The sequence below is a fragment of the Sulfitobacter geojensis genome (assembly GCF_000622325.1).
In the GTDB taxonomy this organism is placed as follows: domain Bacteria; phylum Pseudomonadota; class Alphaproteobacteria; order Rhodobacterales; family Rhodobacteraceae; genus Sulfitobacter; species Sulfitobacter geojensis.
Window position 1 is genome coordinate 1,842,409 of record NZ_JASE01000005.1, and the last position, 12,465, is coordinate 1,854,873.

Here is a 12,465-nt window from a genome sequence, read left to right on the forward strand (position 1 = left end):
AAGCAGATTTCAACCGCAGCGTTTCAGTACAAAACACCGCCATCGGTATCATCACCGGTTTCTGCCATTAAAATAGTAAGGTCGGGAATCGCAATGGTGCGGCTGCCGGTCATTTCGATGACGCCGTCCTTGCGCAGGGCGGTCATCTGGCGGCTGACAGTTTCGATGGTCAGGCCCAGATATTCCCCCATCGCTTCACGCGACATGGGCATCTCGAAGGACAGGCCGTCACCCACATGCTGCAAATGCAGCGATGCCGTGCGCCGCCCGATCAGGGACAAAAGGCAACTGATCTTTTCACGCGCGGTCTTGCGCCCCAACAGCATCATCCATTCGCGCGCAACTTCCAGCTCGTCAAGTGACATTACCAGCAGGCGTTGGCCAATATGGGGTGTCACGTCGATCAGCGCCTCGAAAGGTTTGCGCCGGAAACAGCACAGGGTAACGTCCTGAATTGCTTCAACATCATAGGCCACATGTTCGCGCCCCGGTCGCCCGATGAAATCGGATGGCAACAGCAGGCCCAGCATCTGGATACGTCCGTCGGGCAGGGTGCGCGACAACTTGGCAGCACCGGTCACCACGGAGGCCACAAAATGCATCTCGTCGCCCTGAAACATGATCTGCTGGCCGGCATCAAAGGTGCGGTAATACTTGATATCTTCCAGGCGGCTCAGTTCGTCTGAATCACAGGTCGCGCATACGGCGCGGTTTCTGATATTGCAATCCGCACAAGATGCAAAATTGCTGCTGGTTCGGGCCAGATTCATGTGCTGCGTCTTTCAGGTTCGTTCGGTGCTAAGTTTATCATCCAAAATGGAAAACTCAATCAGGTGTTATGACCAATGTTGTGGCTGGCGGAACCCGCGGTTGAGGGCGTAATCACTCGCGAAATCGGCCATTTCAGGGGCTGGTTGATCCGGTTTGGCATGTTACTGGTTGCATTGACCGGCGCAATCGCTTGTTATTGACGCAACGATCAACAAAAAATCTGGGAGTACTTTATGAAACATCTTTTGGCCACCACTGCTGTTGCCCTCGGCTTTGCCACATCATTGTCCGCAGCTGGATGCGACAAGGTGACTTTTTCCGATGTGGGCTGGACCGACATCACCGCGACAACGGCCGCCGCATCCGTCGTGCTTGACGCGCTGGGCTATGAGACAGAGACCAAGATCCTGTCCGTTCCGGTTACCTATACCTCCATGGCGGCGGGCGACATTGACGTTTTCCTTGGCAACTGGATGCCAACAATGGAAGCCGATATCGCGCCTTATCGCGAGGCGGGCACCGTGGATACCGTGCGTGCGAATTTGCAGGGCGCGAAATACACGCTTGCCGTGAACAAAGCCGCGGCTGACATGGGCATCACGTCTTTTGCTGCCATCGCGGCCAAGGCGGATGCGCTGGACGGCAAAATCTATGGCATTGAACCGGGCAATGACGGCAACCGTCTGATCCAGTCGATGATCGACGACAATGCTTTTGACCTTAAGGATTTCGAAGTGGTCGAATCCTCCGAGCAGGGCATGCTGGCTCAGGTGAAACGCCTCAGCCGCAAAGGAGATCCGATTGTCTTCCTCGGGTGGGAACCGCACCCGATGAACGCCAACTTTGAACTGACCTACCTTGAAGGCGGCGATGATTTCTTTGGCCCTGATCTGGGCGGTGCCACGGTGCACACCAACACCCGCGCCGGTTATGTCGATGAATGCCCAAATGTCGGCAAGTTGCTGAACAATATGGAATTCACGCTGGCCATGGAAAACGAAATCATGGGCTCGATCCTTGACGATGGCAACGACCCTGAAGAAGCGGCAGCCATGTGGATCAAAGCGAATTCGGACGTTTTGGGTGGATGGCTTGACGGTGTGACCACCAAAGACGGTGGTGATGCAATGTCTGCGGCCGCAGCACTCAAGTAACCGCGATATATTGTAAAAGATGCCCGCCCTGATCCTTGGGGCGGGCATCGTGTTTTGGGGGACAGGATGAACTGGCTGACAGAAAACAAGATTCCGATTGATGACATCGCCGAGGCGGCGTTCGATTGGCTGCAGATCAAGGGCGAGTGGTTCTTTGACGGTCTTGCATTGGTGATGGAGTGGCTGATCGATGTCATCCTATGGGTGTTGCAAACCCCGCATCCGCTGATTGTCATCGCCGCATTTGCCGCCCTGACATGGGGCATCCAGCGCAATTGGAAAACCGTGGTTTTTATCGTGATCGGCTTCCTGTTCATTCTCAACCAGGATTATTGGGAAGAAACCACTGAAAGCCTGACGCTGGTGCTGTCCGCCTGTGTGGTCTGTATGGGCGTCGGTGTGCCCATCGGCATCGCAGCGGCCCATCGCCCCAAGCTTTACCGCTTTATGCGTCCTGTGCTTGATCTGATGCAGACTTTGCCAACCTTTGTCTATCTCATTCCAGCCATTGTATTTTTCGGCATCGGCATGGTGCCCGGCCTGATCGCCACTGTGATCTTTGTGCTGCCAGCGCCAATCCGCCTGACGCAGCTTGGCATCTCCTCGACGCCCAAATCCCTGCTGGAAGCGGCGCAGGCGTTTGGGGCCACGCCAAGTCAGACCTTGTGGAAAATCGAATTGCCCTATGCGCTGCCCCAGATCATGACGGGGTTGAACCAGACGATCATGCTGTCCCTGTCGATGGTGGTGATTGCAGCCCTTGTCGGTGCGGACGGGTTGGGCGTGCCGGTGGTGCGGGCACTGAATTCGGTCAACACCGGATTGGGTTTTGAAAGCGGTCTGATCATCGTGGTTGTTGCCATCATGCTGGACCGGATGTTGCGGGTGGGTCAAAAATGAACACGGCAGTAAAATTCGATAACGTTTCCATCGTATTTGGCGAGAAACCTCACGCAGCGCTTGAGCTAATGGATCAGGGCCAGAACCGCCCTGAAATCGAGGCGGCGACCGGTCAGGTGCTTGGTGTGCACAATTGCTCGCTAGAGGTGGCCGAAGGCGAAATTCTTGTGCTTATGGGGCTGTCGGGCTCTGGCAAGTCCACCTTGTTGCGCGCTGTGAACGGGCTGAACCCTGTGGTGCGCGGCCATGTCGAGGTCAACGATGGCGCGTGGTCGGCCAATGTTCAGGGATGTTCGCCTGCGGACCTGCGCAAGGTGCGGCGTGAATGTGTGTCGATGGTGTTTCAACAATTCGGCCTGCTGCCGTGGCGCACGGTGCGCGACAATGTGGCGATGGCGCTGGAATTCTCCGACATCGCCAAATCCGAACGCAACGCCCGCGCGGAAAAGCAGCTTGCGCTGGTGGGGTTGTCCGATTGGGCCGACCGCAAGGTGGGTGACCTTTCAGGGGGGATGCAGCAGCGCGTCGGCCTTGCCCGCGCGTTTGTCACCGAAGCGCCGATCTTGTTGATGGACGAACCGTTTTCGGCGCTCGATCCCCTGATCCGTACCCGTTTGCAAGACGAGCTGTTGGAACTGCAACGCGACCTGAAACGCACGATCATTTTCGTGAGCCACGATCTGGACGAAGCGTTCAAACTGGGCGGGCGCATCGCGATCATGGAGGGCGGGCGCATCGTGCAACTGGGCACCCCGCGCGAGATCTTTTCCAACCCTGCGTCCGACTATGTGGCTGATTTCGTGTCCAATATGAACCCCTTGGGCGTCCTGACCGCCCGCGATGTCATGGACCCTGCCAATGGTGAAACCGCTGATGAGGTCGCGGCGGAAACCCCCGTGGCCGACCTGATCCAGCAATTGACCGGCGACACTGAGGCGTTGCAGGTGATGGACGGGGATGCGGTTCTGGGCGTTGTGACCGCCCAAAGCATCGTCGCACGCTTGGGTGAGTAACAGCTACGCACCACAAGAACGAGTGAACGCGGGGGGGCCGCGCAGCCCCCTGCGTTCAAATGATACGTCTTTCTTGCCTAGTCTTCACGATTTCGGATCAAGTTGGCGTTTCAATGCCTCGGCGAGGGCAGAGCCCATGGCCCCGTCGCCAGCCGCGCTAGATTGTGGTGCTGCGCTGGTCATTGTCTTACCGCCACTTTTTGACCGGTGATTTGGTTTCGAACTGGCAGAGCCGCGTGCCGGTTTCGCGGTCTCGGCACTATTGTCCTTGCGCATGGTCAGACCGATCCGTTTGCGCGCCACGTCAACTTCCGTCACGCGCACCCGCACCACATCGCCCGCTTTGACAACCTCATGCGGGTCTTTGACAAAGCGGTCGGCAAGCTGGCTGACGTGGACCAGCCCGTCCTGATGCACCCCGATATCGACGAATGCGCCGAAGGCGGCGACATTCGTTACCGTGCCTTCAAGCGACATGCCAGATTTCAAATCGGTGATGCTGTCGATACCGTCAGAGAATGTTGCGGTCTTGAATTCGGGGCGCGGATCGCGACCGGGTTTTTCAAGTTCCGACAGGATATCGCGCACGGTGGGCAGGCCAAAACTGTCATCCACAAATTCTTCAGCCCGCAACCCGGCCAATGCGGCGCCATCGCCCATAATCGCGCGCACGTCCCGCCCGCAGGCCTGTACAATCTTGCGCGCCACGCCGTAAGCTTCGGGGTGGACGGATGAGGCGTCAAGCGGTTCGGTACCCTCATTGATGCGCAAAAACCCTGCACATTGCTCAAAGGCTTTCGGCCCGAGACCCGCGACTTTCAACAGGGCTTTGCGGCTGGCAAACGCCCCGTTCGCGTCACGGTGCGCGACGATATTTTCCGCCAGCGACGGGCCAAGCCCCGCGATATGGGACAGCAGCGGGGCGGAGGCCATGTTCAAATCGACACCAACAGCGTTCACCGCATCTTCGACAACGGCGGCGAGGGATTGGGCAAGCTGGCGTTGATCAACGTCATGCTGATATTGCCCGACGCCGATGGCCTGGGGTTCGATCTTAACCAGTTCTGCCAGCGGATCCTGCAACCGCCGCGCGATAGAGACCGCGCCGCGGATCGACACGTCGATGTCGGGGAATTCCTGTGCTGCCAGTTCGGACGCTGAGTAAACCGATGCGCCAGCTTCGGAGACAATCACAGGGGTCGGGCGCGCAACGCCGCTGGGCAAGCGCTTGAGCGTGTCCTTAACCAGACGTTCGGATTCGCGGCTGGCCGTACCATTACCCACCGCGATCAAACCGACCTGATGTTTGCGGATCAGATGCAGCAGGGTTTCTTCGGCCCCGCGCAGATCGTTGCGCGGCTGGAACGGATAGATCGTGGCGGTATCAAGCAGTTTGCCGGTCTCGTCCACGACCGCAATCTTGCACCCCGTTCTGATCCCCGGATCAAGTCCCAGCGTCGTGCGCGCACCGGCCGGTGCCGCAAGCAACAGGTCGCGCAGGTTGCGGGCAAACACCTCGATTGCGGTGGCATGGGCGCGGCGGCGCAGATCGGTCAGCAAATCCATGAACATCGTCAGGCTCAGCTTGATGCGCCATGTCCAACCGGCGGCATCGCGCAGCCATTTATCGCCCGCACCGTTTCCGGTAATGCCGATTTCGGATTCAATAATATGGGTGATGCGCGCCGCTGCGTCCTCGTCTGCGGGGCCGATATCAACCGCGACGATTTCCTCTTTCGAGGCCCGCAGGATCGCAAGCGCACGATGAGAGGGGATGGTGGCCCATTTTTCGCTATGGTCGAAATAGTCAGAAAACTTGGCCCCGACCTCTTCCTTGCCCTTGTTCACGCGGGCGATCACATGGGCTTCTTGTTGCATCATCTGTCGCAAGCGGCCCAGCAATGCAGCATTCTCGCCAAGTTCTTCGGCCAGAATATCGCGCGCGCCGTTCAGCGCGTCTTTGGTCGTTTCAACCGTTTCAGACAGATAGGCGCGGGCCAGTTCCGCCGGATCGGCATTGCGCTGTTGCAAAATGGCGCGCAGCAGGGGCTCCAACCCGTTTTCGCGGGCAATCATCGCCTTGGTGCGCCGTTTGGGTTTGAACGGTTTGTAAAGGTCCTCAAGCACCGCTTTGGTGTCCGCCTTGCCAATCGCATCGGCAAGGGCGTCGGTCATTTTGCCTTGCTGGGTGATTTCGCCCAGAATACTGGCGCGGCGCTTTTCCAGTTCGCGCAGATAACCCAGACGTTCGGCAAGATGGCGCAGTTGCGTGTCGTCCAGACCACCGGTGACTTCCTTGCGATAACGGGCGACAAACGGCACGGTGTCCCCGCCATCCAGCAACGCGACTGTCGCGCTTACCTGTTCGGGGCGGGCGTCAATGTCGGTGGCGATTTGACGGGCAATGCGGTTTGCGACGGCGTCCATGGGGGCTCTCCAATAGTCTGCGGATCGTTGTGATAACGCCGGAACCCAGGCAGGCCAAGCCCAGAATTTATCTAGGTAATCCCGCCCGTCGCAATCTGTTGAACGGTTTCGCCGCCGTGCGTTTCACCGGCGGCGAAAACCGCTCAGGCCTTGGCCGCTTTCCATTCAACCGGCGTGACATAAATCATGCTGTCATCGGCACTTACCATGACTTCACCGTCCTGAATGTTCACTTGCAACTTCATCGACCGACTGGCCAGTTCGGCCAAGGCGTTGGTATCTTTTTCGGGCAAGTTGATCACTTGAAGATTGTCGAACCGCGTCGTGCTGTTCTTGACCTTGTCCCACCAGGTTTCAGCGGTGCGCCCGCCATAGCAGTAGACAATGACCTTGCCGGATTTGCCGCTGGACTGGCGCATGATCTTTTCACTTGGCAGACCCAAAGCCACCCAAAGCTCCAGCTCGTCACTCAGGCTTTTCTGCCAGATGTCAGGTTCGTCATCCGTCGACAGGCCTTTGGTCATTTCCAACTGTTCGTTGGCATTCAGCGCAAAAGCAAGCAGGCGCACCATCATCCGCTCGTCGGTTTCCGAGGGATGTTTGGCCACGGTCAGTTTGTGGGTTTCGTAATAGTGACGGTCCATGTCTGAAACGGACAGTTCAACTTTGTAGATCGTGGCTTTCTGCGCCATGGTTTTTCCCGTGCTTGCAAGGTGAACGACGCCTAGTGCCTTTGGGGGTCATGTGAAAGCGGATAAGCGGGCGAAGCCGTTTTAAACTGCGCGGATGCCAGCGCAGGGCCGTATGCCCTGCGGCGCCCGCGGCTTAGCTTGCGGCGGGATTGGCCAGCCCGCCGATGTCCAGAATATGCGACAGGACGTCTTGGGTGCCCGCGTCCTCGCGCAGCGCGCAAAACACGTAAGGCCGCCCGCCGCGCATCTTTTCGCAATCGGCATTCATGACGTCCAGCGACGCGCCCACATGGGGGGCCAGATCGCGTTTGTTGATGACCAGAACATCCGATTTCGTCAGGGCAGGGCCGCCTTTGCGAGGAATATCCTCGCCCGCGGCCACATCAATCACATAGATCGTCACATCGGCCAGTTCGGGACTGAAGGTCGCGGACAGGTTGTCGCCGCCGCTTTCGATCAAAACGATATCAAGATCGCTATGACGGTCTCGCATATGGGCGATGGCCGCCAGGTTGATGGAGGCATCCTCGCGGATCGCGGTATGCGGGCAACCGCCTGTTTCGACGCCGATAATGCGGTCCTGCGGCAGGATCTGCATGCGCATCAGCGCTTCGGCATCTTCTTGGGTGTAAATGTCGTTGGTGATCACCCCGATCGAAAAATCGGGGCTTAACGCGCGGGCAAGACAGGCGGTAAGGGTGGTTTTACCCGCGCCCACAGGGCCACCGATCCCGATGCGCAAAGGGCCGTTAAGGTCAGTCATGAGCGGAAGATCCTTGGTTGAAGCGTTTCATGGTGCATCGCGGCGATGTCGGAAAGAAAGGCGGTGCTGGAAAGATCGTCCAGCGTATCGTGTCGGGTATCGCGGGCAATGCGGTCGCACAAAGGGGTCAACGCGGCGAGCACTTTTTGCCCTTCTGTCTGGCCCAACGGCACCGCGCGTACCGCCGCAGACACCAGATTGCTGGCGAAAGCATGAAGATAAAGTGCCGCCGTCAGATCAAGGTCCAGCCGCGCCTGCGCGGCGGCAGACCCGACCGCAACAGGATAGCACAGGGCTTTGTCGCTGCTGCCGGTGATCGCAGCGGTTGTTCGTGCAAAGGCATCACCCTGAAGCTGCGTTTCAAGGATCCGTTCGCCGCACGCGCAGACCGCGACAGCGGTTTCGTTGAGCATGGCCAAAGCCGCATCATCCGCGCAGGCATGGGCCGCACGCAGCAGGATGCAGTCGTTGCGCCCGCTGCCATGTGCCAGCACATCCGCCAGCCAGCCTTGCAGGTCATCCGCCGTCGCAATCGTTTCGTTCGTGATGGCCGTTTCCACCCCGTGTGAATAGGCGAAAGCGCCCACCGGAAAAGATGGCGACAGCCATTGCGCAAGGGTCAGCACATCGGCGTTAGTGCTCATGCGCGGTGGCCACATGTTCGTGGGAATGGGTGCGTCCATGCCCGTATGCGCCGCCCTCGGGTGTGAAGGGGGCGGTCACCGGCGTGACCTCCGCGCCGAGATGTTCAAGCATATGTCCGATAACGGGATCGGCCTGTATCAACAAATGATCGGCGTTGATCTGACAGGGGGTATGACGGTTGCCCACATGCCACGCCAGTCGCACAAGGTCGGGGCCGGAAATCCTGTACAGCGCTTCGTTCGCGGCGGTGATCGTGACAATTGCACCTGTGTCGAGTTCCACCGCGTCGCCGTGATCCAGCGACGTGGTCTGGGGCAGATCAAGAATGAAACTCTGGCCCGAGGTGGTGGTCAGCTTTTTGCGCCGCAAGAACCGTTCGGTGTAATCCAGTTCGCACGGGTCGGCAGGCCCGGACCAATGCCCCTTGCGGTGCAGGGTCTGGGCGATGGGAAGATCAGTCATAACAGTCCCTTAAAACATGAAATAGCGTTGCGCCATCGGGAGTATCTCAGCGGGTTGGCAGGTCAGCAGAACGCCGTCCGCGCGCACCTCGTAGGTTTCGGGATGCACGTCGATGTGGGGCAGGGCGTCATTCAGCACCATGTCGGTCTTGCCGATGGTGCGGGTGTTCTTGACAGCAATGGTCTGTTTGCTGAGGCCAAGCGTGTCGCCAATGCCAGCGGCCTGCGCTGCGCCCGATACAAAGCTGACGGAGGTGTGGCGCAAGGCCGACCCAAACGCGCCGAACATCGGACGGGTGTAAACCGGTTGCGGTGTCGGGATTGATGCGTTGGGATCACCCATTTGCGCCACCACGATTGTGCCCGCCATCAATACCATTTCCGGTTTCACGCCAAAAAACGCAGGGTTCCAAAGCACAAGATCAGCGCGTTTGCCGACCGAAATGTCGCCAATGACATGGCTCACCCCTTGGGCAATCGCGGGGTTTATGGTATATTTCGCGATATAGCGGCGCACGCGCATGTTGTCGTTGTCACCGGTTTCCTCCGGCAATGCGCCACGCTGCTTCTTCATCTTATCCGCCGTCTGCCATGTACGGATCAAAACTTCTCCGACGCGGCCCATGGCTTGAGAATCCGATGCAATGATCGAAAAGGCCCCCATGTCATGCAGGATATCCTCGGCGGCAATGGTTTCGCGCCGGATGCGGCTTTCGGCAAAGGCGATGTCTTCGGGGATGGATTTATCAAGGTGGTGGCAGACCATGAGCATGTCCAGATGCTCTTCCAATGTGTTCACCGTGAAGGGGCGTGTGGGGTTGGTAGAGGACGGCAAAACGTTCGCATCGCCGCAAATCTTGATGATGTCCGGTGCGTGCCCGCCGCCTGCGCCTTCGGTGTGGAAGGCGTGGATCGTGCGCCCCTTCATCGCGCCGACGGTATGTTCGACAAAACCGCTCTCGTTCAGGGTATCGGTGTGGATCATCACCTGCACATCCATGTCATCGGCCACGGACAAACAGCAATCAATTGCCGCCGGCGTGGTGCCCCAATCCTCATGCAGTTTCAACGCGCAAGCGCCGCCATTCACCATTTCAACCAAGGCGTCCGGCTGGCTCGCGTTGCCCTTGCCCGACAGGCCGATGTTCATCGGGATGCCATCGAAAGATTGCAACATCCGCCCGATATGCCAGGGCCCCGGCGTACAGGTTGTGGCCAGCGTGCCATGTGCAGGACCGGTGCCGCCGCCGAAACAGGTGGTGACGCCGGAGTGCAAGGAATCCTCCATCTGTTGCGGGCAGATAAAGTGAATGTGGCTGTCCATGCCGCCCGCGGTAAGGATACGTCCTTCGCCAGCAATGACTTCGGTGCCCGGCCCGACAATGATATCTACACCCGTCTGCGTATCCGGGTTGCCCGCTTTGCCGATGGCGTGGATCAACCCGTCTTTCAGCGCAACATCCGCTTTGTAGATGCCGGCGTGATCAACGATCAGCGCATTGGTGATCACGGTATCCACCGCACCGCCTGCGCGGGTGACTTGGGATTGTCCCATACCGTCACGTATGGTTTTGCCGCCCCCGAATTTCACTTCTTCGCCGTAGGTGGTTAAATCGCGTTCGACCTCGATCACCAGATCGGTATCGGCAAGGCGCAAGCGGTCGCCCGTTGTGGGACCGTACATTGCTGCATATTGGGCGCGGGGAATTTCTACAGGCATCTAAAGGTCTCCCATCACGTGGCTGTTGAAACCAAAGACACGCCGCGCACCGCCAATCGGGATCAGCTGCACTTCGCGACGTTGGCCGGGTTCAAAACGCACCGCCGTGCCAGAGGCGATATCTAGCCGTAAACCGCGCGCGGCATCGCGGTCAAAATCCAGCGCCGGGTTGGTTTCGGCAAAATGGTAATGACTGCCGACCTGCACGGGGCGGTCACCCGTATTGGCCACCATCAGCGTGACGGCCTGCGCATCGGCGTTCAGGATCAACACGCCGTCGGCGGGGATGACTTCGCCGGGGATCATCGGCGGCTCCATGCGATGAGCGCGGCAAGGCTGATCACCAATAAGCCACCGATCAACGGCATCCAGTTGGGATCTGTCACATGTTGGTGTAGATGTCCGGCCTCATGCGCACCGGATGCGGTGGCCAGAACGATCAAAGGCAGGCTGCGCAGAATATAAGTCATTTCAGGATCTCCTTGCGGTGTTCAACGAATGGGGTTGTGGACGGTGACCAGTTTGGTGCCGTCGGGAAACGTGGCTTCGACCTGCACTTCGGGGATCATTTCGGCGATGCCCTGCATGCATTGATCGCGGGTGACGACATGGCCGCCGGCTTCCATCATATCGGCGACGGACCGGCCATCACGCGCGCCTTCGACGACCGTATCGGTGATCAGCGCGATGGCCTCGGGGTGGTTCAGTTTCACGCCACGCGCCAGACGCTTGCGCGCGACTTCGGCGGCCATGGCAATCAACAGTTTGTCTTTTTCGCGGGGGGTCAGTTGCATGGGTTACAGCCTCCAGGCGGTGGGTAAAGTGTTCTGTGTCAGGTGGTTAAGAACCGGGATCAAGCTGCGGCGCAGTTCGAAACTGTCGCGGGCAAGCTGGCGGATCACCAAGATATCGTCGCCCATCATACTGGCACCGGCGGTGGGCGGCAGCAGGGCCCGTATCGCGTTAAGGTGGCGTTGTGCGGCAGGGTCGACCAAGACAACGCTGGCCATGGCCCCCGCACCATTCGCGATCGTCGGGCGGGCCAGATGCGCGGTGGCATCGCCGCACAGGTCCATCCCGTCGATGTAAAGCGGGCGGTCGTCGCGGGTGATGCTGATGCGGTCCTGAAAGGTCACATTGCTTAGAACCTCGGGCATGGCAGCGCGGCCAAAAACGACGGGTTCGACCATCAAAAATCGCGCACGGGCAGCAAGCCGGATGTCAAGGCGGCGCTTCAACGCGCAGTGATCAAACAGGATCAACTCCTGTGGCAGCCAGTGCAGGGTGGCGTCGTTCTGCACGGTCAGTCGCGTCGTCACCTTCCCGATCTCACCGGTTTGCGCACGATACGCGCGTTCCGCGGCTTGGGTGGTCATCGCAAGCGCTGCGCCGGTCTGCACGTCGACATCAAGCGCAAAGCGATCCCCGCCCGTGATGCCACCGGCCGTGTTCACAAAAACCGCTTCGGCTTGTTTCCTGTGGGTCTGCGGGAACACCAGCTTAAGCGATCCCGACTGGCGTAGATCGCGCAGGCGCGTGACACCCGTAGTATCGCCATAAACCGACAGGACCGCCGCCCCCTTGGCGCGCGGTTGAGCAGCGGTTTCGCCGCGCAAATTTATGGGGGCAGGGTGGTTGATCGGCTTTCTCCAAATGCGTCAGTGCTTTATTTGAAGATCATATTCAGGGCGCTTATGGCAGATGTTGGCCACAAATTGCATCACACCGTGGTTCGATTGGCTAAAAATTGTGCGCAGCTGTGCTGATTTGCCTGAATTTTAAACAAATCAAATGTTTTGTCTGAAATGCGGCCGCAGGGAATTGCCCTGCCGATGCGGTGCGGCAACGATCCCTCATCCCGATTGTCTTGCCTAGACGATTTAAGATCGGGTGTGTGACGACCGGATGAATTGGACCTC

The 12,465-nt window shown here is 58.8% G+C and carries 14 protein-coding genes; 3 read left to right on the forward strand and 11 right to left on the reverse strand.

The features are described from left to right. Window positions 1–23: 23 nt before the first annotated feature. The gene (gene fnrL / locus Z947_RS0110955; protein WP_037938857.1) at window positions 24–770 is read right to left on the reverse strand and encodes a transcriptional regulator FnrL; all 747 of its coding nucleotides are present in this window, start codon (window positions 768–770) and stop codon (window positions 24–26) included. Window positions 771–1,004: 234 nt separating this feature from the next. Here fnrL and choX point away from each other — a divergent pair, with 234 nt between their 5' ends. The 3 genes from choX to choV all read left to right on the forward strand — a co-directional run bounded on the left by choX (window position 1,005) and on the right by choV (window position 3,838). Then, window positions 1,005–1,925: a choline ABC transporter substrate-binding protein gene (gene choX / locus Z947_RS0110965; protein ID WP_025044354.1), complete on the forward strand. Its 921-nt coding sequence runs from the start codon at window positions 1,005–1,007 to the stop codon at window positions 1,923–1,925. 66 nt (window positions 1,926–1,991) lie between these two features. Continuing rightward, on the forward strand, window positions 1,992–2,825 hold the full coding sequence (gene choW, locus Z947_RS0110970; RefSeq protein ID WP_025044355.1) for a choline ABC transporter permease subunit: 834 nt from the start codon (window positions 1,992–1,994) through the stop codon (window positions 2,823–2,825). Beyond that, the gene (gene choV, locus Z947_RS0110975) at window positions 2,822–3,838 is read left to right on the forward strand and encodes a choline ABC transporter ATP-binding protein (protein ID WP_025044356.1); all 1,017 of its coding nucleotides are present in this window, start codon (window positions 2,822–2,824) and stop codon (window positions 3,836–3,838) included. Before choW ends, choV begins: the two co-directional genes overlap by 4 nt. A gap of 84 nt (window positions 3,839–3,922) precedes the next feature. On the opposite strand, the gene Z947_RS0110980 is transcribed toward choV, so the two are convergent. From Z947_RS0110980 to Z947_RS0111025, 10 genes are all read right to left on the reverse strand, one after another. After that, complete coding sequence (locus tag Z947_RS0110980; protein WP_025044357.1) at window positions 3,923–6,265, reverse strand: Tex family protein; 2,343 nt, start codon at window positions 6,263–6,265, stop codon at window positions 3,923–3,925. Between the two features lie 143 nt (window positions 6,266–6,408). Continuing rightward, window positions 6,409–6,957 carry a YaeQ family protein gene (locus Z947_RS0110985; RefSeq protein ID WP_025044358.1) on the reverse strand — a complete coding sequence of 183 codons (549 nt, stop codon included), beginning with the start codon at window positions 6,955–6,957 and terminating at the stop codon, window positions 6,409–6,411. 133 nt (window positions 6,958–7,090) lie between these two features. Then, the gene (gene ureG / locus Z947_RS0110990) at window positions 7,091–7,720 is read right to left on the reverse strand and encodes an urease accessory protein UreG (protein WP_025044359.1); all 630 of its coding nucleotides are present in this window, start codon (window positions 7,718–7,720) and stop codon (window positions 7,091–7,093) included. Next, window positions 7,717–8,364: an urease accessory protein UreF gene (locus tag Z947_RS0110995; protein WP_025044360.1), complete on the reverse strand. Its 648-nt coding sequence runs from the start codon at window positions 8,362–8,364 to the stop codon at window positions 7,717–7,719. Before Z947_RS0110995 ends, ureG begins: the two co-directional genes overlap by 4 nt. Beyond that, entirely contained in the window at window positions 8,354–8,827 is a 474-nt protein-coding gene (locus tag Z947_RS0111000; protein WP_025044361.1) for an urease accessory protein UreE, read from the reverse strand. Before Z947_RS0111000 ends, Z947_RS0110995 begins: the two co-directional genes overlap by 11 nt. Before the next feature lie 9 nt (window positions 8,828–8,836). After that, on the reverse strand, window positions 8,837–10,546 hold the full coding sequence (ureC, locus tag Z947_RS0111005; RefSeq protein ID WP_025044362.1) for an urease subunit alpha: 1,710 nt from the start codon (window positions 10,544–10,546) through the stop codon (window positions 8,837–8,839). Then, window positions 10,547–10,852: an urease subunit beta gene (locus Z947_RS22270; protein ID WP_025044363.1), complete on the reverse strand. Its 306-nt coding sequence runs from the start codon at window positions 10,850–10,852 to the stop codon at window positions 10,547–10,549. Continuing rightward, window positions 10,849–11,016: a hypothetical protein gene (locus Z947_RS22080; RefSeq protein WP_156026649.1), complete on the reverse strand. Its 168-nt coding sequence runs from the start codon at window positions 11,014–11,016 to the stop codon at window positions 10,849–10,851. Before Z947_RS22080 ends, Z947_RS22270 begins: the two co-directional genes overlap by 4 nt. A 21-nt stretch (window positions 11,017–11,037) precedes the next feature. Then, window positions 11,038–11,340: an urease subunit gamma gene (locus tag Z947_RS0111020; RefSeq protein ID WP_025044364.1), complete on the reverse strand. Its 303-nt coding sequence runs from the start codon at window positions 11,338–11,340 to the stop codon at window positions 11,038–11,040. 3 nt (window positions 11,341–11,343) lie between these two features. Further along, complete coding sequence (locus Z947_RS0111025) at window positions 11,344–12,162, reverse strand: urease accessory protein UreD (RefSeq protein ID WP_025044365.1); 819 nt, start codon at window positions 12,160–12,162, stop codon at window positions 11,344–11,346. Window positions 12,163–12,465 lie beyond the last annotated feature (303 nt).